At 71.1% G+C, this 22,631-nt stretch carries 25 protein-coding genes and 1 tRNA gene; 14 read left to right on the top strand and 12 right to left on the bottom strand.

All coding sequences use genetic code 11. The annotated features are described in order from the left end of the window. The first annotated feature begins 35 nt into the window (after positions 1-35). Positions 36-230: a hypothetical protein gene (locus QSK15_RS28550; protein ID WP_030328187.1), complete on the top strand. Its 195-nt coding sequence runs from the start codon at positions 36-38 to the stop codon at positions 228-230. Here the strand turns inward: QSK15_RS28550 and QSK15_RS28545 are convergent. Both QSK15_RS28545 and QSK15_RS28540 read right to left on the bottom strand, forming a co-directional pair. Beyond that, positions 215-1,393 (bottom strand): glycosyltransferase family 4 protein, encoded by a 1,179-nt coding sequence (locus QSK15_RS28545; RefSeq protein WP_285797160.1) that lies wholly within the window; start codon positions 1,391-1,393, stop codon positions 215-217. The two genes, QSK15_RS28550 and QSK15_RS28545, sit on opposite strands and share 16 nt — an antisense overlap. 117 nt (positions 1,394-1,510) lie before the next feature. Continuing rightward, entirely contained in the window at positions 1,511-2,767 is a 1,257-nt protein-coding gene (locus QSK15_RS28540) for an acyltransferase family protein (RefSeq protein WP_285797132.1), read from the bottom strand. 111 nt (positions 2,768-2,878) lie between these two features. On the opposite strand from QSK15_RS28540, the gene pgfA reads away from it, so the two are divergent. After that, positions 2,879-4,084 carry a cell envelope lipid trafficking protein PgfA gene (gene pgfA, locus QSK15_RS28535; RefSeq protein ID WP_285797131.1) on the top strand — a complete coding sequence of 402 codons (1,206 nt, stop codon included), beginning with the start codon at positions 2,879-2,881 and terminating at the stop codon, positions 4,082-4,084. 71 nt (positions 4,085-4,155) lie between these two features. Here pgfA and QSK15_RS28530 read toward each other — a convergent pair whose 3' ends face one another. Then, the gene (locus QSK15_RS28530; protein WP_285797130.1) at positions 4,156-4,902 is read right to left on the bottom strand and encodes a class I SAM-dependent methyltransferase; all 747 of its coding nucleotides are present in this window, start codon (positions 4,900-4,902) and stop codon (positions 4,156-4,158) included. Between the two features lie 400 nt (positions 4,903-5,302). On the opposite strand from QSK15_RS28530, the gene QSK15_RS28525 reads away from it, so the two are divergent. Beyond that, positions 5,303-5,917, top strand: a complete 615-nt coding sequence (locus QSK15_RS28525) for a DUF6230 family protein (protein WP_285797129.1) — start codon at positions 5,303-5,305, stop codon at positions 5,915-5,917. A 76-nt stretch (positions 5,918-5,993) separates the two neighbouring features. Beyond that, positions 5,994-7,565, top strand: a complete 1,572-nt coding sequence (locus tag QSK15_RS28520; RefSeq protein ID WP_285797128.1) for a DUF6114 domain-containing protein — start codon at positions 5,994-5,996, stop codon at positions 7,563-7,565. A 71-nt stretch (positions 7,566-7,636) separates the two neighbouring features. On the opposite strand, the gene QSK15_RS28515 is transcribed toward QSK15_RS28520, so the two are convergent. Further along, positions 7,637-9,307, bottom strand: a complete 1,671-nt coding sequence (locus tag QSK15_RS28515; protein ID WP_285797127.1) for a DUF885 domain-containing protein — start codon at positions 9,305-9,307, stop codon at positions 7,637-7,639. Positions 9,308-9,437: 130 nt separating this feature from the next. Here QSK15_RS28515 and QSK15_RS28510 point away from each other — a divergent pair, with 130 nt between their 5' ends. Beyond that, complete coding sequence (locus QSK15_RS28510; protein ID WP_285797126.1) at positions 9,438-10,418, top strand: DMT family transporter; 981 nt, start codon at positions 9,438-9,440, stop codon at positions 10,416-10,418. Between the two features lie 121 nt (positions 10,419-10,539). Here the strand turns inward: QSK15_RS28510 and QSK15_RS28505 are convergent, their stop codons facing one another. Both QSK15_RS28505 and QSK15_RS28500 read right to left on the bottom strand, forming a co-directional pair. Continuing rightward, on the bottom strand, positions 10,540-11,613 hold the full coding sequence (locus QSK15_RS28505; RefSeq protein WP_285797125.1) for a PHP domain-containing protein: 1,074 nt from the start codon (positions 11,611-11,613) through the stop codon (positions 10,540-10,542). Position 11,614: 1 nt separating this feature from the next. Continuing rightward, positions 11,615-12,361, bottom strand: coding sequence for a M23 family metallopeptidase (locus QSK15_RS28500; protein WP_285797124.1), 747 nt, complete (start codon positions 12,359-12,361; stop codon positions 11,615-11,617). Positions 12,362-12,475: 114 nt separating this feature from the next. Here QSK15_RS28500 and QSK15_RS28495 point away from each other — a divergent pair, with 114 nt between their 5' ends. The 4 genes from QSK15_RS28495 (at position 12,476) to QSK15_RS28480 (ending at position 14,330) form a co-directional block, all read left to right on the top strand. Then, positions 12,476-12,814 carry a hypothetical protein gene (locus QSK15_RS28495; protein ID WP_285797159.1) on the top strand — a complete coding sequence of 113 codons (339 nt, stop codon included), beginning with the start codon at positions 12,476-12,478 and terminating at the stop codon, positions 12,812-12,814. 111 nt (positions 12,815-12,925) lie between these two features. Next, positions 12,926-13,093: a hypothetical protein gene (locus QSK15_RS28490; RefSeq protein WP_167337265.1), complete on the top strand. Its 168-nt coding sequence runs from the start codon at positions 12,926-12,928 to the stop codon at positions 13,091-13,093. A 117-nt stretch (positions 13,094-13,210) separates the two neighbouring features. Further along, positions 13,211-13,738 (top strand): tRNA adenosine deaminase-associated protein, encoded by a 528-nt coding sequence (locus QSK15_RS28485; RefSeq protein ID WP_285797123.1) that lies wholly within the window; start codon positions 13,211-13,213, stop codon positions 13,736-13,738. Positions 13,739-13,883: 145 nt separating this feature from the next. Then, entirely contained in the window at positions 13,884-14,330 is a 447-nt protein-coding gene (locus tag QSK15_RS28480; protein ID WP_279515566.1) for a nucleoside deaminase, read from the top strand. 13 nt (positions 14,331-14,343) lie between these two features. On the opposite strand, the gene QSK15_RS28475 is transcribed toward QSK15_RS28480, so the two are convergent. Both QSK15_RS28475 and QSK15_RS28470 read right to left on the bottom strand, forming a co-directional pair. Beyond that, positions 14,344-15,498: a sensor histidine kinase gene (locus QSK15_RS28475; protein ID WP_285797122.1), complete on the bottom strand. Its 1,155-nt coding sequence runs from the start codon at positions 15,496-15,498 to the stop codon at positions 14,344-14,346. Beyond that, on the bottom strand, positions 15,495-16,151 hold the full coding sequence (locus QSK15_RS28470; RefSeq protein ID WP_285797121.1) for a response regulator transcription factor: 657 nt from the start codon (positions 16,149-16,151) through the stop codon (positions 15,495-15,497). The genes QSK15_RS28475 and QSK15_RS28470 overlap by 4 nt, the downstream gene beginning before the upstream one ends. 160 nt (positions 16,152-16,311) lie before the next feature. Between QSK15_RS28470 and QSK15_RS28465 the strand changes: the two genes are divergently transcribed. From QSK15_RS28465 to QSK15_RS28450, 4 genes are read left to right on the top strand one after another with little or no spacing between them, the layout of a single operon-like run. Next, positions 16,312-16,836: a hypothetical protein gene (locus tag QSK15_RS28465; RefSeq protein WP_285797120.1), complete on the top strand. Its 525-nt coding sequence runs from the start codon at positions 16,312-16,314 to the stop codon at positions 16,834-16,836. Further along, a complete protein-coding gene (locus QSK15_RS28460; protein ID WP_285797119.1) occupies positions 16,833-17,915 on the top strand; it encodes a peptidoglycan-binding protein in 1,083 nt (360 codons plus the stop codon). Before QSK15_RS28465 ends, QSK15_RS28460 begins: the two co-directional genes overlap by 4 nt. Then, positions 17,912-18,610, top strand: coding sequence for an ABC transporter ATP-binding protein (locus tag QSK15_RS28455; RefSeq protein ID WP_285797118.1), 699 nt, complete (start codon positions 17,912-17,914; stop codon positions 18,608-18,610). Before QSK15_RS28460 ends, QSK15_RS28455 begins: the two co-directional genes overlap by 4 nt. Further along, the gene (locus QSK15_RS28450) at positions 18,610-19,845 is read left to right on the top strand and encodes an ABC transporter permease (protein ID WP_285797117.1); all 1,236 of its coding nucleotides are present in this window, start codon (positions 18,610-18,612) and stop codon (positions 19,843-19,845) included. The genes QSK15_RS28455 and QSK15_RS28450 overlap by 1 nt, the downstream gene beginning before the upstream one ends. An 82-nt stretch (positions 19,846-19,927) precedes the next feature. Here QSK15_RS28450 and QSK15_RS28445 read toward each other — a convergent pair whose 3' ends face one another. From QSK15_RS28445 to deoD, 3 genes are all read right to left on the bottom strand, one after another. Beyond that, on the bottom strand, positions 19,928-20,383 hold the full coding sequence (locus QSK15_RS28445) for an acyl-CoA thioesterase (RefSeq protein ID WP_285797116.1): 456 nt from the start codon (positions 20,381-20,383) through the stop codon (positions 19,928-19,930). Beyond that, positions 20,380-21,018: a TetR family transcriptional regulator C-terminal domain-containing protein gene (locus tag QSK15_RS28440; RefSeq protein WP_285797115.1), complete on the bottom strand. Its 639-nt coding sequence runs from the start codon at positions 21,016-21,018 to the stop codon at positions 20,380-20,382. The genes QSK15_RS28445 and QSK15_RS28440 overlap by 4 nt, the downstream gene beginning before the upstream one ends. Positions 21,019-21,142: 124 nt before the next feature. Continuing rightward, the gene (gene deoD / locus QSK15_RS28435) at positions 21,143-21,850 is read right to left on the bottom strand and encodes a purine-nucleoside phosphorylase (RefSeq protein WP_285797114.1); all 708 of its coding nucleotides are present in this window, start codon (positions 21,848-21,850) and stop codon (positions 21,143-21,145) included. Between the two features lie 75 nt (positions 21,851-21,925). On the opposite strand from deoD, the gene QSK15_RS28430 reads away from it, so the two are divergent. Further along, positions 21,926-22,012: transfer RNA gene (locus tag QSK15_RS28430), tRNA-Ser, on the top strand. Positions 22,013-22,096: 84 nt separating this feature from the next. On the opposite strand, the gene QSK15_RS28425 is transcribed toward QSK15_RS28430, so the two are convergent. After that, positions 22,097-22,591, bottom strand: coding sequence for a hypothetical protein (locus tag QSK15_RS28425; RefSeq protein ID WP_285797113.1), 495 nt, complete (start codon positions 22,589-22,591; stop codon positions 22,097-22,099). Positions 22,592-22,631: the final 40 nt, after the last annotated feature.

The following is a 22,631-nucleotide window of genomic DNA, read 5'->3' as shown; positions in this document are numbered from 1 at the left end:
CGTCCGCTCGCACGTCTCGCCATTGGAGGATTGGCATGCGTAGAGCTCTGACCCTGGTCGTCTCCGGCATGGTGGCGGCGTTGCTGGGGATCCTGGCCCTCGGCGGGCTCTCGGCCGCCGCGACCGCCACCGACAAAGAGGCGGCCAACGAGGCCAAGAGTGTTTCGGAAGCGGCCAAGCGTGCCGGAAAGAAGGACCCGTACGCCCCCGAGGTCTACGGCGACAGGTAGGACGGCTCGCCCCGCTGCTGCACTGGGCGGGGCGACTCCACCCCGCTCAGCAGGTCCGCGAAGCGCCCACCCGCGGCCTGCCAGGTGAAGCTCGCCGCGTGCTGGCGGGCCTGCGCCCCCATCTCTCGCCGCACGTTGTCCTCGTGCAGAAGCGTGCGCACCTTCGCCAGGTAATCGTCGATGTCGTCGGCCAGCAGGCCGGTGCGCCCGTCGACGACAGCTTCGGCGACCCCACCCGCTTCCCGGAACGCAACCGTTGGCGTGCCGGCGGAACCCGCCTCGACAATCGTCAGGCCCCAGCCCTCCTTGAGTGACGGGGTCAGGGCGACCCAGGCCGAGGCGAGCAGAGCGGCTTTTTCCTCCTCCGTCACGAAGCCCCGGAAGTCCACCCGCTCGGTGATGTCCAGCTCCGCGGCGAGTTCACGCAGGTGCGACTCCCACCAGCCCTGGCCGGCGACGACCAGCCGCAGCTGGGGCAACTCGTCGGCGAGGGCCGCGACCGCCCGCAACGCCACCTCGACCCGCTTGTGCGGCACCAGCCGATTCAGCGTCACGAGCAGCGGGAACGGCGCCCGCTCGGCGTCGGTGCGGGGCAGCGCCGGGGTGCCGTTGTGCACCACGGCGACCTGCTCCGGCGGTACGCCCAGCACGGCCAGTTCGCTGCGGGTGGCCTCGGAGACGGTGACGTACCGGCACCGCCGGTAGACGCGCACGGCGAGCGACGACTCGACCCACCAGCCGAACCGGGCGGCCCACTTCGGAAGGACCACCGGCCACTGTTCGCGATGCACGTGGTGGATCAGCTTGACCACCGGGCGCCGTGCCCACAGTGGGGAGAGGAACGGCAACCCGTTGCAGACGTCGACCAGGATGTCGGGCCGCCCGCCCCGACGGCTCGACAGCGGGCCCACGCCCAGCGCGCCGGCCAGGTAGCTGAGCGCCGCCCAGAGGTAGACGGTGTGTCTGCCGCCGCGCCGCACCAGCCGGACGCCTGCCTCGTTGACCTCGTCGCCGGGTGCCTCGCTGTGGGCGGCGCAGAAGAGGGTGGCGCGGAAACCGCGCGCCACCAACTCGGCGGCGATCCGTTCCACGTACACCTCGGAACCGCCACCCTCGGGGTTACGGGTGTCTCGCCAGTTGAGGAACAGCACGTGTCCGGGCATGCCGAAGCGACGCTCCACGCGAACCCTACTCTCAAGTAATTTAGGGACGCGCGTCACACTAGGGGGCTGGGGTGCCGGCCGGCAATGCCCTGATGGGGCAGCGTTGATCGACTGTCGTCACGTGCCAACAGTGGGTGCCGGCGTGACCGTCGGCGCCGCGACGGCCGGTGCGGCCACGTCGACGGCGGGTGTGCCGGACGCCTGCCCGCGCCTGGCCGGTCGCTTCCGTCGCTGCGATCCGAGCATCTGCAGGGGCCGCTCGACGCCGTAGTAGCTGACGGTTGCGTACATCAGACCGAAGACCATGGTGAGTGCGAAGGTGTTGAACAGTCCGCCGGTGAAGAGCGGTCGGTCGTCGATCAGGTAGATGAGTTCGATGACCAGTGGGTGCCACAGGAACAGCCCGTACGAGACGGTGCCGAGCCACCGGGCCGACTCGGCGGCGAAGATCTCCTTGACCCGCGTCCGCCCGCCGAAGGCCACCGGGATCAGGATCAGCGTCGCGATCGCGAGGTACAGGGTCAGCTTGACCGCGAACTCGGCGGCTGTCGGACCGGCGAGGTCGCGGGGTCCGGCGATGGGCGTCGTCGCGATCGCCATCAGGGCGACCGCCGCTGCCCAGCAGGCAATCGGCGCGGAAGCGAGATCGTCCAGTACGCGGAAGGCGGCGGGCGCGGTCCCGGTGCGCAGGGCGACGTGCGCCGCCGCCAGGGCCATCCCCGCGCCGAACCAGGCCGCGTACGAGGGGAGCCACATGGTGTGCAGGCCATTGCTGAGCCAGCCGATCCCCAGCAGCGCGAGCCATCCAGCGGTCACCAGCAAACCCCCGCAGACGATCACGACGGTTCGGACGGGGCGCCATGACCGACCAACAGCGAGCACGGCGATCAGCGGCAGGATCAGGTAGAACGCGACCTCGGTGGCGAGACTCCAGGTCTGGCTGAGCCCGGAGCGCAACTGGCCGGGCTCGTAGATCTGGGTGAAGGTGAGGTGGCGGATCCAGTCACCGGCGGACGCCGGCCGATTCTGCGGCAGGACGATCAGGCAGACCAGCACCGCCAGCCAGTAGGCGGGCAGGATTCGTAGGGCCCGCCGCCAGAGGTACCGCCCGGTGCGGGGTCGGGCCTGTCCCGTTGCAGCGTTCAGGGCCCACGGTCGGAACAGCAGGAATCCGGAGAGCACGAAGAAGATGGCAACGCCGACGTCGAGCCGAGCCAGCCAACCGCCCCACGGGGTGTTCATGGTGGCAGCGGTCTGGAACCCGATGTGGTGACCGACGACCGCCACGGCGCCAATTGCTCGCAGCGCGTCGAGTGCGGGGAGTCGGTCGGTGACCGGAGTCTGCGGAATTGTTGGCGCGGCGGTTGTGGACATCTGGACATCCAGGGGGTCGCTTTGAAGGTGACCGGGGAGTAACCTCCCGCCATGTTAAGGATCGGGTGCCCCGGACAACAGGTCGTAGGGCGGCAGGCTACAGGAGGATGAGTGAAGCTTCGCGTGGGCGCCGCGCTCTTCGGGCTCGGTGTTTTGTTGCTGGTCTTCGCGGCTGGGCTGCCGTTTTACGTGGCCCCCTCCGTGACCAAGCTCCCGTATGACCTTGAACCAACGACGTCCGTCGCGGAGGCAAAGAACGCCAAGTTCCTGAAGATCACTCGCGTCGGCGAGTCGGTGAGCATCGAGGTCCTGCAAGGTGACCTCGTCTCCAGCGTCGAGGTCATTCCTCAGCCGGACGACACGAGGGACCGGCTTCCGGAGGAACTCAAGGGCGAAGCGGTGATCTGGGACGTCTACCAGACGGTCCGGCGTGCCGACACCCCTGATGTGGTCAGCCAGTACAGCACCGAGCTGGCTCTCGACCGGATCTCCGGCGCGGCTGCCCCGTGGAAGGAGCAGTGGCTCAACGAGAGCGGCGCGGAGCAGACTCCGGTCGGGAACGTGAACTACTCCGGCCAGATCTACAAGTTCCCGTTCGGCACCGACAAGCGGGACTACCAGGTTTTCGACCGTGACCTGAAGCGGGCCGTCCCGGCGAAGTTCGTCGGCACGGAAAAGATCAAGGGCATCGAGGCGTACCGCTTCGAGCAGCGCATCGAAAACGAGGTGCTGAACACCCCGGAGGCGAGCCTCAAGCCGCTGCTCGGAAGGTTCGCCCCCGGCGCCACCAGCGGTCAGATCGTCTACAGCAACACCCGTACGCTCTGGGTCGACCCGGTGACGGGCTCCTATGTGAACGTCCGGGAACAGCAGAACAAGGAATTGCGCCCGGACACCGGCACCGCCACGGTGCTGCTGGACGCGGACTTCAACTACAACGACGACACGGTCAGTCGCAGTGTCGAGACGGTCAAGGACAACCGCTTCAAGATCGGCCTGATCAGTTTCTGGGGCCCGATCGTCGCCGGTGTCCTTGGTCTGATCGCCCTCGTCGTCGGCGTATGGCTGGTGATGCGGACCGACGACGGTGCCGCCCGGCACCGCGCCGACGCGGCTGTGACACCCGGCGCCGACCCGACCCGTACCCGGGTGGACCAGGAGCCGGTACGCGACGCGGAGACCGCCGAGCAGCCCAGGACCGAGCCCGCAGGCGGTCCACTGACCGACGAGATCCCGCCGGCGTCGACGAACTGGAAGTCCGAGGACCCGACGGTGCCGACCCAGCGCCCGGCGCACGGCGAGGTGGAGCAGCGCTGACGGGTACGACGCGATGCACGTTCGAGGGGTGGACCGCACATGCGGTCCACCCCTCATTCGCGAGGCGGCATCTACCTCGGATGCCCTGCGCGGCGCACGGCGTACCGCGTACAGACCCAGTCTTCGCTGTACAGCCGATCGCGCCACTGCCCGACGATCTCCCCGTCGTGTGCGGCCATGAGCCGCACCATGTCGGCGTGCGGTATGACCGTCATTTTCATCGGCGCCGGGTAATTGAGCAGGTGGCACTGTGCCCAGCTGATCAGGCGGGCCGGCGCCAGATGCCAGACGATGCCCCTGGCCGTGTGCGCCGGTTCGGTGGGAAACCCCACGACGGCGGTGCCGCCTGGCCGCAACACGCGCAGGAACTCGGCCAGATAGCGATCGATGGCGGGGCGCGGTAGGTGTTGCAACACCAGGGCGCTGTAGACCAGGTCGAAGTGGCCGTCGGGGAACTGGCTCAGGTCCGGTGCGTCGTTGAGGACGAACCGGATGTTCTCGGCGCTCTGGTTCAGTCGCCGGGCGGTCTCCAGCATGGTCGGAGCGATGTCCACACCGACGACCTCGTCCGCGTGCGGGGCGAGTGCCTGCGACAGTCGCCCGACGCCGCAGCCGAAGTCGAGCACCCGCTCCCAGCGGGTGGGCAGGCCGAGTTGGCGAAGTTGGCCGGTCGTCTCCTCGACGTCGGTGCGGCCGGTGGCCAGGAACTCCCCGACGTCCCACCGTCCGCCGCGTTTGCCGGGCTCGACGAGTACGGCCCAGAGCGGATCTTCAGCTCCGAGCTTGGTCCAGTCGCGTCGCACGTCGTTCAGATGCACGCCGAAACCCTAGGACCTCGTGCCGTTCGGTGGGGTCCTGCTGTCTCCGGGATCGCCTGGATGTTCGGGCGAGAGGACGAGCCGAACGGCTCTCCGCAGCCTGCGTGCTTTACATCCGTTACCTAATTGTAATTCCTCGATGCCCTGCGACTCTCCGCTGTCGGGAGGCAGAGTTGTGCCGCCTATGTCAGCCGCCGAGGCTTATGTCCACACAGGTAGTTCCACGATTCGTGACATCGACCGGCTGTCGGGTCGCCCTCGTGTTGCCGCCGGATGGCCAGGGGGTTGTGAGTCCCGCCGCAACGGGTGCACGATCAGGCTCGATCGTTACCCGCCGGTAACACGTGACGTGCCCGGTGCGAGGCCGCCAGTCCGGGACCGGCCACCTGAGGAGGAACCCGTGCAGGATCGCTTTGAGGATCAGGGTCGTACCCGTTGGCGGCGGTTCGCCGCCATGGCGGTCCCCGCCACCGCTGCCGTCGGCGCCATCCTGTTCGGCATGTCGACCGGCGCCATCGCGTCCGACGTCACCGTGTCCGGACAGACGTTCAAGATCGGCGCGGCCCGCCTCGAGGGCGACGGCTTCAAGCAGTACGGCGGCGTCGTCCGCGAGAAGGGTGAGGACGGCAGGACCCACCCGATCGCCGTCGCCGAAATCAGCAGCGCGGAGCTCTACGACCTCTGCCAGTCCATCCGCTCCGACCTGCCCGGCCTGCCGGTGGTGCTCACCATCAACGCCGGTGAGGGCAAGGAGCCTGCCCGGGCCAAGGACCTGCTGATCGCCATGGACTCGCTCGACGGCAACGCGACGTTCACCAACATCAAGATTGGCCGGGACGCGAGCGACCTGAACGCGACGGCGCAGAAGGGTTCATTCGGCCAGAACTCCGACCACGTCACCATCACGAACCTGCAGCAGGTGTCCCGGTACACCACGGCGGCCACCTTCAACCTGGTCGGGCTCCGGCTCAAGGTCAACGTGGGCGACGAGGCCAAGGGCAAGGAGTGCTTCTGACGTGAGTCGGGCCTGCGGTGGCCGACCACCGGGGGTGCCGTTCCCTTCCCCGTCCCCGCTCCGCCAGGAGGAGTACGTGACAACCGCCAACGCGTCCCACGCCCGGCCCGGCGGCACGGCCCAGGCGTGGCAGGCCTTCCGCCGCTGGCAGCGGAGCCGACCGTTCTGGGGTGGCCTCTTCATCGCCCTGTCCGGGGTGGAGATGTTCGCCTCCACCCGGATGACGATCAACGGCCTGAGCTTCCACAGTGGAGCCACCGGTCTGCTCTCGCTCCTGATCCCGGTCATCCTGGTGACCTGCGCCCTGCTGCTCTGGTTGAGCCCGACGCAGCGGCTGTTCTACTCGGTCGTCGCGGCGGTCACAACGGTCTACTCGCTGATCGGGCTCAACCTCGGCGGCTTCTTCGTCGGTCTGCTGCTCGGCATCGTCGGCAGCGCGCTCGCCTTCGCCTGGACCCCGATCCGACCCGCGCCAGCCGCTGCCGACCTGTCCGACACCGAACTGCCCCTCGCCGAACAGGTCGATGCGGATCAGCCTGGCGCGGATCAGCGCGGCACGGATCAGCCTGGCGCGGATCAGGCGGACGCGGATCAGCCCCACGCCGAGCAGCGCGGAGTCGAGCCGCTCGACACGGAGCGGCTCGACACGGAGCGGATCGCAGTCGGGCAGGCCGACGCGGCCGGCGAACCGGTGAACCGCCCGGCGAGCGACGCGACCGACGCGGGCGCACCCCCCGAGTGGCCGGGACGTTCTGCTGATCCGCGGGTGTTCGGAGTCGCACTGTTGGTGCTGGGCCTCGCCGCGGCCGGCCTGGCCACCCAGCCCGGAGCGGTGCAGGCCGCACCGACGCGACCCGCCGCGACAGCCTGCCCGACCCCGTCCAGGTCCGTCACGCCGTCGCGCAGCCCCACCACTCCCACCAGGACGCCGACCCCGACACCGAGCGCCAGCCCGGAGCGGGACGGCAACATCATCACCGACATCCTGGATGGAATCGGGGACCTGTTCAACGGTGGACGCAACGAGAAGACCGCGACGCCGTCGGCCACCCCGACCGCCAGCCCGTCGGCGAAGCCGACAGTCACGCCGACGGCCCGTCCCGGGTCCACCGCCTGCCCAACACCGAACCCGGGCGGGTCAGGCAAGCCCGGGGCCACGACGCCCGACAAGCCAGACAAAGCGGAGCCGGGCAAGCCGCTGCCCCGCATCGCGGCAGACCCGGATCTGCCGATGGTGGGCCAGACTCCGTCCAAGCTCACCGGCTCCAAGGTCACCATGACCGGGCTGCGGTTCGACGGGACCACCGAACTGCAGACCGAGAAGGGCAGCCTCAAGGTGCTGAAGTTCAGCATGCGGGAGGCGGTGACCGACGACTTCCTGCTGGTCGCCAACGGCCCCGACGGGCGCACCCAGCGATACAAGACCGACCGGCTGACCGTCCGCGGTGACGTGGCCTTCTACTCCACCCGGTTCGTCGGCAAGCTGCTCGGCATCAAGCTCACCCTGACCCCGGACCTGCCGTTGCCGGACGGGATCCCGGTCACCCTGCCGATCTCGATCACGTTCACCGACCCGGTCATGGATCTGGCGTACGTCACCAGTGACACGCTGACCGCCCGGCCGTCGTTGGCGCTGGCACTCGGCTGAACGGCAGCAGTCCCGATGGCTCCGGGTGCTGGCGGTACGACGAGCCGCCAGCACCCGGACCAGTCAACGACTCAGAGCCGGGCCAGCGCCCGACGCAGCGGGTCGAGACCCAGCGCACCCAGGTCCAACGCCTGCCGGTGGAACTCCCGCAGGTCGAAGTCGGCGCCCTTGCGGGCCTTGGCGTCCTCGCGAGCCTGCAACCAGATCCGCTCACCCACCTTGTACGACGGCGCCTGCCCCGGCCAACCGAGGTAGCGGTTCAGCTCGAAGCGCAGATTCTCGTCCGGGACCCGGCAGTGCGCCCGCATGAACTCCCAGCCCAGCTCGGGCGTCCACCGCTCACCCGGGTGGAAGCCGAAGGGGTTGTCCTTCGGGATCTCCAGCTCCAGGTGCATGCCGATGTCCACGATCACCCGTGCCGCGCGCATCGCCTGGCCGTCGAGCATGCCGAGCTTGTCGCCCGGGTCGTCCAGGTAACCCAGCTCGTCCATCAGCCGCTCCGAGTAGAGCGCCCAGCCCTCGCCGTGCCCGGAGACCCAGCAGAGCAGCCGCTGCCAGCGGTTGAGCAGGTCGGCCCGGACGGCGGTCTGCGCCACCTGGAGATGGTGACCCGGCACGCCCTCGTGGTAGACCGTCGTCACCTCCCGCCAGGTGGAGAAGTCGCTGATGCCCTGCGGCACGGCCCACCACATCCGACCCGGGCGGGAGAAGTCCTCACTCGGGCCGGTGTAGTAGATGGCGCCGTCGCTGGTCGGGGCGAGGCAGCACTCGATGTGACGGACCTGCTCCGGGATGTCGAAGTGGGTGCCGTGCAGCTCGGTGATCGCCTTGTCGGCCAGCGCCTGCATCCAGTCCCGGAAGGCCTCCTTGCCCTGGATGGTCCGGGCCGGGTCGGCGTCCAACCTGGCCACCGCCTCGTCGACGGTGGCACCCGAGCCGGCGATGCGCCCCGCCACGACGCGCATCTCCTCCTCCAGCCGGGCCAGCTCCGCGAAACCCCAGGCGTACGTCTCGTCCAGGTCGATCTTGGCACCGAGGAAGTACTGAGAGGCGAGCTCGTAGCGCTCCCGGCCGGCGGCCTGCTTGTCCCGCCCGTGCGGGGCCAGCTCGGTACGCAGGAACTGGCCAAACTCGGCGGTCGCCGCCGTCGCCGCCGCTGCGCCCCGGCGCAGCTCCGAGCCGAGCGTGCCCTCCGCTCCCAGCCGCTCGACCAGCCCGTGGAAGAAGTTGTCACCGGTCGGGTCGACCCAGATGTCGCACTGCTTGGCCACCTCGACCAACTGCACCTTCGAGCTGACCGCACCGGCGGCGAGCGCCTCGCGCAGGGTGGTCTTGTAGCCCTCCAGCGCGGCGCCGAAACCGTTGAGCCGGGCGGCGATGTTGGCCTGGTCGTCGCTGGTCGCGGTGGGCATCAGGTCGAACACCATGCGGATCTCGTGCAGTCCGCTGGTGATCACACTGACCTCGCTGGTCACCTCGCCGGCATCGTACCGGGCGAGGTCCAGGCCGAGTCGTTCCTGCATGGCCTCCTTGGCGGTCCGTTCCGATTCGGTCTCCGGCTCGGTCACCTCCAGCTCGGCGAGCGTCCGGCGGGTGAGGTCCGCGCGGGCCCGGTAGCCGTCGGGCGACAGGTCGTCGAGCTGATCGTCATGGCCGGCGATGCCGACGAAGGTCGCGCCGGTGGGGCTCAACGGCGCCCACTCGGCCACGTAGCGGTTGGCGAGTTCATCAATTCGTCCCACGCTGCGACACTACGTGACCACCCCACCGCCTTGTCGCCGACGTTTGTTGTGTTCGAGCTGCGGGTTCGGGCACGGCGTGACGGCCGAAAGGCGCGCGACTTTGTCGTACGGTTACGGCAGAGTGTCAGGGGTGACCACCGATACCACTCCTGACAAAGCGCCGGTCCGCGCCTGGCTGCCCGGCTTCGTCGCCCTCGCCGCGATCTGGGGATCCAGCTTCCTGTTCATCAAGGTCGGGGTGGCCGAGCTGCACCCTGTCCAACTGACCCTCTACCGGGTCCTCGCCGGCGCGCTGACCCTCCTGGTGGTCCTCGCCGTGCTGCGCGACCGGCTGCCCCGCGAGCCCCGGGTCTGGGCGCACCTGACCGTCGTCGCCGCCTTCGGCGTGTCAGTGCCGTTCACCCTCTTCGGTTACGGGGAGCAGCGGGTCGAGTCGATGCTGGCCGGCATCTGGAATGCCACCACCCCGTTGATCGTGCTGCCGCTGGCGGTGCTGGTCTTCCGCACCGAGCGGCTCACCGTGCGCCGCGCGGTCGGGCTCGGGCTCGGTTTCGTCGGGGTGCTGGTGGTGCTCGGGGTCTGGGAGGGCATCGGCGGGGCCCACTTCGTCGGGCAGCTCATGTGCTTCGGCGCGGCGGCCTGCTACGGCGTGGCCATCCCGTACCAGAAGCGGTTCGTCGCCGGCAGCACGCACTCGGGTCTGTCGCTCTCCACCGCGCAACTGCTGCTCGCCGCCGTGCAGTTGGCGATCGTCACTCCCTTCGTCGCCGGCCTGCCGCCGCTGCCCACCGAGCTTTCGGCGGGGGTGGTGGCGAGTGTGCTGACCCTCGGTGCGCTCGGCACCGGCCTCGCGTTCGTCATCAACATGCGCAACATCCGGGTGGCCGGCGCGAGCACCGCGTCCACCGTCACGTACCTGATCCCGATCTTCGCGGTGCTGATCGGTGCCGTGGCGCTCGACGAACGACTCAACTGGCACCAACCGGTCGGCGCGCTCATCGTGCTGCTCGGGGTCGCGGTCTCGCAGGGGATGTTCAGCCGCCGCCGGACCAGCCCGGTCGTCGGCGTCGGCGCACCCGCCACCCCGGCCGCCGAACCCGCCCGCCGCTGACCGGCCACCTGTTCGACAGAGCCTTCAGAAATCGGGGTGTCCTGCGGACCCGGACACCCCGATTTCCTGAAAGGCGAGTGGATCAGCGCCGTGCGGCCGTCGAGCGGGCGGGTCGGGCTGGTCAGCGCCGGTCGTGCGTCCAGGCCACCAACTGCTCCGCCGACCACGTGTTGACCACCCGGTCGGCGGGGACACCGCACAGTGCTGCGCGTTCGCAGCCGAACCGTTGCCAGTCGAGCTGGCCGGGCGCGTGCGCATCCGTGTTGATGGCGAACCGGCAGCCGGCCTCCAACGCGCGGCGGATCAGACGCTTCGGCGGGTCCTGCCGCTCCGGCCGAGAGTTGATCTCGACGGCGGTGTCGTGCTCGGCGCAGGCGGCGAAGACGGCGTCCGCATCGAAGTCGCTCTCCGCCCGGGTACGCGCCCGGTGCCCCCGATCGCCCGGACCGGTCACCCCGGCGGGCCGGGACGACACCATCCGGCCCGTGACGTGGCCGAGGATGTCCAGGTGTGGGTTGGCGACCGCCTTCACCATGCGCCGGGTCATCTTCGACCGCTCGTCCTTCAGCCCGCTGTGCACCGACCCGACCACCACATCGAGGCGCGCCAGCAGGTCGTCTTCCTGGTCCAGGGAGCCGTCGGCGAGGATGTCCACCTCGATCCCGGTGAGGATCCGGAAACCCTCAGGCAGCGCCGCGTTGACCTGCGCCACATGGTCGAGCTGCTGGCGCAGCCGGGCCGCGGTCAGCCCCCGGGCCACCGTCAGCCGGGGCGAGTGGTCGGTCAGCACCAGATACTCGTGGCCCAACTCCACCGCGGCCAACGCCATCTCCTCGATGGGCGAACCGCCATCGGACCAGTCCGAGTGGGTGTGGCAGTCGCCGCGTAGGGCGGCGCGCAACGCCGTGGCCTCGGCGTCCAGGTCGCTGCCCTCGGTCGCCACCAGCCGACGCAGGTAGACCGGCTCCTCACCGGCGAGGGACTCCGCCACACAGCGGGCCGTCACGTCACCGACCCCGGCCAACTCGGTGAGCGTGCCGTTGCCGGCCCGTTCGGTCAGCTCGGCCGCGGGCAGGCCGGCCAACGCCTTCGCGGCCGACCGGAAAGCGCGTACCCGGTAGGTGGCCTCGTTGGCCCGTTCCAAGAGGAACGCGATCCGGCGCAGGTCGGCGATGGGATCCCTCGCGCGTGTCATGTCAGGGCGCCTTCGGGCAGCCGTGCCGGCGTTGCCATGCGGTGACCTCGGCGGCCGGCTCCCGGTTGCCGCCGCCCCGCCAGGAGTCCAGGTAACGCGCCGGCCAGATCACCCCACGCCGGATCCACCAGCCGTCCTTACCGGTGCACGCCGGCGAGATGCCGAAGTGCACGTGACAGACGTTGTTCGCGTTGCCCGTGCGGCCCACCTTGCCGAGTTGCTGACCGGCGCGGACCCGCACCCCGGCGTCGACACCGCTGGTCACGGCGCTCAGGTGCGAGCCGTAGTACCGCACCCCGTCGTCGCCGAGCAGGGAGACCGACAGCCCGCCGTTGTCCGGGCCCTGTGGCCCACGCTTTCGGTACCGGTCGACGCGGCTCACCTCCAGAACCGTCCCGTCGGTCACCGCCACGAACGGCTCGCCGCAGTCGGCGAAGAGGTCCGTCGCCGGGTACGCCCCGTGCGTCGGGTGGTAGTCGACCTTGTCGGCGCGTACCGGAAAGACATGCTTCAGCCCGACGCGGGGTGCCGTCGCCGACGGCGCCGCCGGGCTCGGGTCGGTCGCAGCCGGCGTCGGCGGCTGCGACGCCGGCTGGTCGGCTGTCGCCCAGACCGACGGTGGCGTCGGCGCGGCGCCGTCGGGCACCCCCGGCCGGGTGGTCGCGCAACCGGCGGCCAGCACCGGGGCGAGCAGCAGCAGGACGGGGTACGCCGGACGAGCGCGGCGGCTGATCGTCGGCGAGGCCATCCGGTCATCCTGGCAGAGCCGGTACCGTGGGCACGAGCGGCACGCGTGAGGAGGGCAGCGACGGTGACCTTTGCCCGACCCGAACCTGGCCCGGAATTCGGTGCCGCCCGGCCGATGCCGCGTACCCCGTCGGGTCTCTTCCCCTCCGGGCCCCCGGCCCGGCCCACCTACCGCGAGCCGAACCCGGTCACCGGCGGTGGTGTCGCCGCCGGTGGTGGCGCGGCAGCCGCCTGGCTGTTGCTGTTCGGCCTGCTCGGCACCGACGTGGCCAGCTACGCGTGGTGGACGGTTTTCGCCGGCCTGCTGGCCTGGGTCACCGCCCTGGTGCTGGTCCGCTACGGCGACCGAGGGGTGGCCACCGGGGTCGCCATCGTCACGGCCGGTGGCTGGAGCATCGCCGCCGCCGTGGTGGCGGTCCGTTGGGCCACGAGTGGCGACTGGCCGCTGTGGTGACCGGCACGGACCGGCCCCGGAACGCCGCCCGGTGACTGCGCCGCGTGCCCGGTTGGCTGCGTAGCGAACGCCGTCTTGACGTGGCCGCCCAGACTCGGCACGCTCGGCACTATGGTCTGGACCACTCCGCGACAGGATCCCGATCGCAGCCGCCGCCGCCTGCAGTTGCTGGCCGAGCTGGCGGGTGCCCGGGCGGTCCGCCAGCGCAGCCGACCACAGCGGCAGCGCACCGAGCGTCTGCGCCAACTCATCGCCACCCGCCGTCGAGTCGTCGGCTGATCCGACTTTGTCAGGAATGACCCGCCCTTCGGGGCGTTGACGGGTCGCCTGCCGACCCGACCGGCTAACGTGCACGCGTAACGAGTCGACGCTGTGTCGAGGGCTATTGGGGGGACCGTGTCGTACTTCGCTGCGGCCGTGGTGCGCGACGACAGTGGCTGGACCGCCGCCGAGGTCAGCCTGCGTGGCGCCACCGACATCGACGAGGTCGCCGACCGGCTGCGTGACGTCGACCAGGAGGCCGACGTGTCGCTCCTCTTCGTCGAGGCCGACGACGCGTACCTGGTGATCCTGCGCCTGGACGAGGGCGAGGACCTGCGGGTGTTCGGTTCGGACTCCGCGTACGCCGAGGAGTCGCAGTTGGGGGCGCTGCTGGTCGGTGACCTGAAGACCTCGGTCACCGGGCTCGACGGTGACGACGAGCCCCGCCCGGCGACCAGCGGCGACGACGAGAGCGAACAGCCCGTCGTCGACCCGGAGGCCGACCCGGTCGGTGACGCCGACCTGCTGGCCAACCTCGGCATCTCCGCGCAGAAGCTGCTGACGCTCTGCACCCACGAGGGGATGATGCCGGCGGACGTCACCGCCGAGATCTGCCAGGTGCTCGGCTGCGCCGACGAGGTCGAGGAGCTGCGTGAGGTCTGAGCCGGCCGACGCCACCGATCCGTCGCTGGAGTCGATCCGGCCGGGCCAGCCGACCCCCGGTGCGGTGGGCCGCGCCGGGCCCGGCGCCCACGAGGGTCTTGCCGACAATGGTGAGGTCGGCCGGCGGCAGCGGCACGAGCTGTGGATGCGCCGTGCCCTGGAGGTCGCCGTCGCCGGTCCGCCGGTCGACGACGCGGTCAGCACCGACGTCGACGACGTGCCGGTGGGGGCTGTGCTCTACGGCCCGGACGGCACCGAGTTGGCCACCGGACGCAACGAACGGGAGTTGACCGGGGACCCCACCGCGCACGCCGAGGTGCTGGCCCTGCGCCGAGGCGCCGAACGCACCGGCCGCTGGCGGCTGGACGGCTGCACCCTGGTGGTCACCCTCGAACCGTGCACCATGTGCGCGGGGGCGCTGGTGCTGGCCCGGGTCTCCACCGTCGTGTTCGGGGCGTGGGAGCCCAAGACCGGCGCGGCCGGATCGCTCTGGGACGTGCTGCGGGACCGCCGGCTCAACCACCGCCCCGAGGTCTACGGCGGGGTGCTGGAGGCCGAGACCGCCACCGTCCTGCGCGCGTTCTTCCGCTGACCTGCCGGCGGACTCAGGCCGGGGGCAGGCTGACCGTGACCTCCAGCCCGCCGCCCTCGCACGGTCGGGCGGTCACCGTGCCGCCGTGCGCCCGGGCCACCGCCCGGACGATGGAGAGCCCCAGGCCGAATCCGCGCCCGCCGCCGACCCGCTCGCCGGAGAGCCGGCGGAACGGCTCGAAGATGGCCTCCACGTCATAGCCGGGCACCACCGGGCCGCTGTTGCGCACGGTGAGCGTCGACAGACCGTCCCGCTGCCCGGTGCTCACCCGGACCCAGCCGCCGGACGGCACGTTGTGCCGCAGCGCGTTTTCCACCAGGTTGGTGGTGAGGCGTTCCAGCAGCACCGGGTCGCCGTGGACCATCGCCGGCGCCAGCTCCCGGGTCGTCGCCGGCCCACCCTCGCCCACGACGGCCTGGTCCAGCACGTGGTCGGCCAGATCGGCCAGGTCCACCCGGGATCGGGCGGTCACCTCGTTCTCCGAGTCGGCCAGGGTGAGCAGCCCGTCGATCAGCCGTTCGTGCCGCTCGTTCACCGCGAGCAGCGACTCGCCCAGCCGGCGTACGTCCTCGGAGGCGCCGGTCCGGGTGACCGCCAGCTCGATGAGCGACCGGTTCAGCGCCAGCGGCGTACGTAGCTCGTGCGAGGCGTTCGCCACGAAGCGGCGCTGCCCGTCGAAGGAGCGGTCCAGTCGTTCCAGCATCTCGTCGAAGGTGTCGGCCAGCTCGCGTACCTCGTCGTGCGGGCCGGGGAGCGAGATCCGTTCGTGCAGGCCGCGGCCGCCCACGGCGATCCGCCTTGCCGTCCCGGTGATCTGGTGCAGCGGTTGCAGCGCCCGGCCGGCGATGAGCCAGCCGAAGGCGATGGCCACCACGGAGACCAGGCCGAGCGCGATCCCGCCCTGGGTGAGCAGTGAGTAGAGCGTCTGGTCCCGGGCGTCGTCCTGGGCCTTGCTGATGATGAGGCGCAGCTGCTCGGCCTGGTTGCCGGAGAGCTTCGTCCCCACCTCGGGGACGATCGGCTTGACGTCGCGCAGCGCCACCCCGAACGGCTGCGCCGTCCGTTGCTCGACGAGCACGTAGGTGACTGCGAGCAGGACCAGCCCGGCGACCAGGAAGAGGCCGCCGTAGATCAGGGTGAGCCGGGCCCGCAGCGAGAAGCGCTTCACGGTATTCGGTATCCCACACCGGGCACGGTCTCGACCACCGGCGGCTCGCCCAGCTTGCGGCGCAGCTTCATGACGGTGACCCGGACGACGTTGGTGAACGGGTCGATGTGCTCGTCCCAGGCGCGCTCCAGCAACTCCTCGGCCGACACCACCGCGCCCTCGGCGCGCAGCAGCTCGACAAGCACAGCGAACTCCTTGCGGGAAAGCGGCACGTACCGGCCGTCGCGGTGCACCTCGCGGCGCGCCGGGTCGACCAGGACGCCGGCCCGGGTCAGAGTGGGCGGCGCGGCCCGGCGGGTGCGCCGGCTCAGCGCGTGCACCCGGGCGGAGAGTTCCACCAGGGCGAACGGCTTGGTCAGGTAGTCGTCGGCACCGAGCGCCAGGCCCGCCACCCGCTCCCGCACCGCCGCCGCCGCGGTGAGCATCAGCACCCGGGTCTCCCCGCCGCTGTCGACGATCGCCCGGCACACCTCGTCGCCGTGCACCACCGGCAGGTCCCGGTCCAGGACGACCACGTCGTAGTCGTTGACGCCGAGCCGTTCCAGCGCCGCGTCACCGTCGTAGGCGACGTCGACCGCGAACGCCTCGCGGCGCAGCCACTCGGCGATGCTCTCGGCGAGCAGGCTCTCGTCCTCGACCACCAGCACCCTCACCCGCCAATAGTGCCCCGGGCCCGGATAACGCCACCGTAAACGTCGGCGGTTACGCCCGGGATACGCCCCTTGTCGTCAACTGACCGGGACGCCCGGCGGGTTCCGTCGGGCGGAACGCAGCGCCCGGTGGATCCACCGGGCCCGGGAGAGGAAGCGTGCGATGCGACGAGGACTGTTCGCGCTGCCGCTGCTGCTCGCGTTGGCAGTCGCCGGCTGTGGCGGATCGGGCGACGAGCCGGCGGTTGCGACCGCCGGTGGTGGCGGGGCGCAAGCGGCGTCCGCCAGCCCGGCGGCCCAGCTCAGCGACGACGAACGGCAGCTGAAGTTCAGCGAGTGCATGCGGGAGAACGGGGTGGAGGTGCCGGATCCCGAGCCGGGTGGCGGTCGGGTGTTCAGGTTCGGCAAGGACACCGACCCGCAGAAGGTGCAGGCGGCGATGGAGAAGTGCCGCCAGCACCTGCCCAACGGTGGGGAGAAGCTCAAGCTCGACCCGGAGCAGGTGGAACGGCTGCGCAAGCTCGCCGTCTGCATGCGGGAGAACGGCGTGCCGGAGTTCCCGGACCCGTCGGCGGACGGCGGGATCCAGTTGCGGCTCGACCAGGTGAACATCAAGGACCCGAAGGTGAAGGCCGCGATGGAGAAGTGCCGGCAGTACGCGCCGAAGATCGCCGGAGCCACCCGGTGAAGGCTGGTCGTCTTCGGCTCCGGACGGTCGCGCTGACCGTCGCCGTCGTGGTCGCGGCAGCGGCCGGCGTCGTGGCCGCGGTCGGCTTCGGCGGCACCGACCGGGGTACGGCGTCAGCCGGCACCACCCCGCCGGCCACCGCCGTGGTCACCCGCCAGACGCTGACCGACGCGCAGGACGTGGACGGTGAGCTGGGCTACGGAAGCCCTAAGACGGCGACCACCCGGATCGGCGGGACGATCACCGGTCTGCCGGACACGGGCACGGTGGTGAAGCGGGGCGGACGGCTGTACGCGGTCGACGACGACCCGGTGCTGCTGCTCTACGGGTCGCTGCCGGCGTACCGGGTGCTCGAACCGGGCGTCGAGGGGGCGGACGTCGCGCAGTTCGAGCGGAACCTGCGGGCGCTCGGCCACGACGGCTTCACGGTCGACGACGAGTACACCGGCAGCACCGCCGACGCCGTGCGGGAGTGGCAGGAGGATCTCGGGCTGCCCGAGACGGGCCGGGTCGAGCCGGGCCGGATCGTCTACGCCGACAACGCGGTGCGGGTGGAGGGCCACCAGGCGGCGACCGGGGACGTGGCGCAGCCCGGTCAGGCGGTGCTCACGTACACCGGCACCAGCCGGCTGGTCACCGTCGAGCTGGACGTGGACGACCAGCGGCTGGCGAAGCAGGGCGGCGCGGTGAGCGTCGCCCTGCCGGACGGTGACCCGGTGCCCGGAAAGGTCGAGTCGGTGCAAACGGTGATCGAGGCTGGCTCGGACGGCGCGGCCGGGCAGTCCACCGAGGCCGAGACGAAGATCGAGGTGACCGTCTCGGTGACCGATCCGGCGAAGCTCGCGGGGTACGACCAGGCGAGCGTCGAGGTCACCTTCACCGCCGCCGAGCGCCCCGACGTGTTGACCGTGCCGGTGGCGGCGCTGCTCGCGCTCGCCGAGGGTGGCTACGGGATCGAGGTGGTCGACGGTGGCCGGAGCCGGATCGTCGCGGTGACCACCGGGCTCTTCGCCGCCGGCCGGGTCGAGGTCAGTGGGCCGGACGTTACCGAGGGCCTGACCGTGGGGGTGCCGGCGTGACCGGTGACGCCGTGGTGCTGGACGGGGTGACCCGGACGTACCCGGGCGGGGTCGTCGCGTTGCGCGAGGTCTCGTTGCGGATCGGGTACGGCGAACTGGTGGCGATCGTCGGTCCGTCCGGTTCCGGCAAGTCGACGATGCTGAACCTGATCGGCACCCTCGACCGCCCGTCCGCCGGCCGGGTACGGATCGACGGATACGACGTGGCGACCCTGCCGGACCGGCAGCTCTCCACGCTGCGGGCCCGCCGGATCGGCTTCGTCTTCCAGCAGTTCCACCTGGCCGCCGGCACGCCGGTGCTGGACAACGTGGCCGACGGGCTGCTCTACACGGGCGTACCCCGACGGGAGCGGCGGCGGCGCGCGGAGGCGGCGTTGGAACGGGTCGGGCTGGGCCACCGGCTGACCCATCGACCGCACGAACTCTCCGGCGGGGAGCGGCAGCGGGTGGCGGTGGCCCGGGCGGTGGTCGGTGAACCGGCGGTGCTGCTCGCCGACGAGCCGACCGGCAACCTCGACTCGGTCGCCGGCGCCGCGGTGCTCGCCCTGCTGCGGGACCTGCACGCGGCAGGCACCACGGTCCTGGTGATCACCCACGATCGGGAGATCGCGGACGGGCTGCCCCGGCAGGTGCGGATGCGCGACGGCCGGGTGCTGGCCGACCCGGCCGTCGGCCGTGTCGAGGAGGTGCGCTGATGGCGACCGACACCCACCTGCGGCCGGTGCCGGTGGACACCCGACCACGGCTGACGCCGGCCCGGCTGGGCCCGGGTGACGTGTTCCGGGTCGGCGGGGTGGGACTGCGCACCCGGCCGTTGCGCGCGTTCCTCTCCGCGCTGGGCATCGCGATCGGTATCGCGGCGATGGTCGCGGTGGTCGGCATCTCGTCGTCGTCCCGCGCCGACCTGGACCGCACGCTGGACCGGCTCGGCACCAACCTGCTGACCGTGGCGCCCGGGAACACGCTCTTCGGTGATCAGGCGAAGCTGCCCGTGGAGTCGGTGGCCATGATCGGCCGCATCGCGCCGGTGACCGATGTCGCCGCCACCGGCCAGTTGTCGGACACCCCGGTCTACCGCACCGACCGCATTCCGCCTGGTGAGACGGGCGGCATCGCCACCCGGGCCGCCCAGCTCGGGCTGCTCGGCACTGTCGGCGCGACGGTACGCAGCGGCACCTGGCTGAACGAAGCCACCGAGCGGTATCCGGCCGTGGTGCTCGGCGACGCCGCCGCCCGACGGCTGGGGCTCGGCGCGGCCGGACCGGACGTGCAGGTCCACCTGGGTGGGCGCTGGTTCACCGTGGTCGGCATCCTCGCCCCGGCCCCGCTCGCCCCGGAGCTGGACAGTTCGGCGTTGGTGGGCTGGCCCGCCGCGACGGCGTACCTCGGCTTCGACGGGCACCCGACCACGGTCTACACCCGGTCGCGGGAGGCCTCGGTGGAGGCGGTCCGGGGCGTGCTCGGCGCCACGGCCAACCCGGAGGCGCCGAACGAGGTGCAGGTCTCCCGGCCCTCGGACGCGCTGGCCGCCGCGGCCGCCACCGACGAGGCGTTCACCGGGCTGCTGCTCGGGTTGGGCGCGGTCGCGTTGCTTGTCGGCGGGGTCGGGGTGGCCAACACGATGGTCATCTCTGTGCTGGAACGGCGCGCCGAGATCGGCCTACGGCGGTCGCTGGGGGCCACCCGGGGGCAGGTCCGGGTCCAGTTCCTGGCCGAGTCACTGCTGCTCTCGGCGCTCGGCGGGGCTGGCGGGGTGTTGCTCGGCATCCTGGTCACCACCGGCTACGCCCTCTGGCGTCAGTGGCCGACCGTGGTGCCGGTCTGGGCGATGGCCGGCGGCGTCGGGGCGACCCTGGTGATCGGCGGTCTGGCCGGCCTCTACCCGGCCGTCCGCGCCGCCCGGCTCGCACCCACCGAGGCGCTGGGCTGAGGGTCGCCGGGACGGTGCGTCCTTCGGTGCGTCCGCTGTTGCCCAGGCGACAGCGGACGCACCGAAGGCGTTGCCGGGCGCGTCAGGCGGTGGGACGGAGCAGGGTTGCGGCCACCGTCCGGGCGGCCTCGGTCCACGGCGCGGGCCGCAACGTCGCCGGGTCGAGGCGGACGATCGCCCGGCGCCCCTCGGCGTGCACCGTGTCGCCGTCGACGGAGCGGAACTGGAAGGCGTACTCGGCGCTGCTGGTGCCGAGGTGTTCGAGCCAGAAGTGCACCGCCACCGGGCCGGTGGCGACGATCGGCGCCCGGTAGGTGATGGCGAACTCGCGGACCGCGTGGAACAGGTCCGGCGGCGTGGCGCTGCCCCGGTAGGCCAGCCCCCGCTGGGTCCAGTACGGCGTCAGGGCCCGTTCCAGCAGCACCGCGTATCGCGCGTTGTGCAGGATGCCCATCGCGTCGAGGTCGTCGAAGTGCACCGTGACGTGCTCGACGTGTCCGAACTCGACGGTGGGATGGTCGGCGACGGCGTGGGTCATGAGGGGCCTTCCGTTAACAGGGTCGGGTCGGGGCAGAGCGCCTGCAGGCGGTCCAGCAGGCCGGCGCGGGCGTACCGATAAGCGGCGTCCGGGTCGAGCAGCCGGGACTGCATCGCGGCACCCATCCCGAGCGCGTCGATCTCGTACGCCAGCTGCGGGACGTCCAGGTCGTCGGGGAGTTCACCGGCGTCGACCGCCTGCTGGACGAGGCGTTCGAGGAACGCCGTCCACTGGCTGTACGTCTCGGCGAGCCGGTCGCGGACCGGGCCGGGGCGGGCGTTGAACTCGAACTGGGTGTTGGCGAAGAAGCAACCACCGGGCAGCACCCGACTGGCGTAGAAGCCCAGCCGAGCGTCGTGCAGGGCGCGGAGCCGCCGTACGCCCCGCGGTGCGAGCAGCGCCGGCTCCACGATGCGCTCCTGCCAGAGCGCCACGGCCCGGTCGATCGCGGCGAGCTGTAGCGCCTCCTTCGACCGCCAGTGGGCGAAGAGGCCCGACTTGCTCACCCCGAGCCTGTCGGCGAGCTGGGCGAGGCTGAGCCCGTCCAGGCCGGCCTGGGTGGCGAGCACCACGGCCGCGTCCAGCGCGGCGTTGCGGGTGCGTTCGCCCCGGGCGAGGCGTCCGTCGACGGTCATGTCGACACCGTACTAAATAAGCACGATCGGTCGTATTGTTTTACTAGGGTGACGGTCGTCACCCATCGACAGCACGCCGCCCCGCCGTCCGGACGGACGACGGGGCGGCGGATAGGACGGAAGGTCAGGCGATGATGGTGTCCAGGGCGACCTCGACCATCTGGCTGAAGGTCTGCTCGCGCTCCTCGGAGGTGGTCTTCTCGCCGGTCTTGATGTGGTCGCTGACGGTCAACACGGTCAGCGCGCGAGCCTTGAACCGGGCGGCGATCGTGTAGAGCGCCGCGGACTCCATCTCCACCGCCAGCACGCCGTAGTCGGCGAGGGTGTCGTAGAGGTCCGGCCGGTCGGTGTAGAAGGCGTCCGCCGCCAGGATCGGCCCGACGTGCATGCTGATGCCGCGCCGCTCCGCCACCTCGACCGACGTCCGCAGCAGCCCGAAGTCGGCCACCGGGGCGTAGTCGATCAGCCCGTCGAAGCGCATCCGGTTCATGTTCGAGTCGGTGGACGATCCGATCGCCGCCACCACGTCCCGCAGTTGCAGGTCGGTACTGAGGGCACCGCAGGAGCCGACCCGGATCAGCGTCTTCACGCCGTAATCGTTGATCAGCTCGTGGGCGTAGATGGAGGCCGACGGCATGCCCATGCCGGAACCCTGGACGGAAACCTCGACGCCGTTCCAGCGGCCGGTGAAGCCCAGCATGCCCCGGACCGTCGAGTAGCAGGTGGCGCCCTCGAGGTAGGTCTCCGCGATCCACTTGGCCCGCAGGGGGTCACCCGGCATCAGGACCCGCTCGGCGATCTCGCCCGGCTTCGCGCCGATGTGCGTACTCATGGCAAAGATCCTGCCAGGCCGGGCCGGGCGATACCGGTTCGGCGTCGGAACCAGCGGTCCTGTACCCTCGTCGGCGGTGGCGTGTCCGAGCGGCCTAAGGAGCACGCCTCGAAAGCGTGTGAGGGTTAACGCCCTCCGAGGGTTCAAATCCCTCCGCCACCGCTCTGTAGTGCGGAAACGCCCGGTTCGACCCGTGAGGATCGAGCCGGGCGTTTCTTCGTCGGCCGGTGGCGCGGTGGTGGTGGGTCAGCAGGGGCCGACGCCGTCGTGGAAGAGGCGGCGGGCCCAGTCCGCGTACCCGGCGATGGTTTTTCGGACCGTGCGCCCGTCGTGGAGGAACAGGTACGCGCGGTCGCCGCTGCGGGCGAGCAGCCCGTCGAGGCGATGTGTCCCCTGTGGAGCGCGAAGTCGGCTGACCCGGGGGTAGCTGTCCCAGACCTGGTCGACGGGCGAGCCGACCGTGATGCCCTCCGGTGTCCGCATCGGGTCGCCGACCCAGAGCAGCACGAGTTTGTCGTCCATGAAGACCGGGCTGACGGTGTCATGGCCGGCGAGCACCGGCCCGCAGGCGTCCAGGCTGGTACGCAGGATGCCGCGTCGGGTCAGCTCGTCCTCGGTGGCACCGAATTCGATGTTCCGCAGGCCGTTCAGGTCGATGATCTCCACGCTGCCGACGGGCCGGCCGTCCGGGATCGGCCCGGCTGGTGGTACGCCGCTGCCGGCGATCGAGGCAGCAGTCATCAGCGTGGCAATAAACGCAAATTGTCGCAATTTCATGGAA

The organism is Micromonospora sp. NBRC 107095 (assembly GCF_030269705.1).
GTDB classification, from domain to species: Bacteria; Actinomycetota; Actinomycetes; order Mycobacteriales; family Micromonosporaceae; genus Micromonospora; species Micromonospora parva.
Note: the sequence above shows the minus strand (reverse complement) of the source record. Positions and strands in the feature narration are given on the sequence as shown.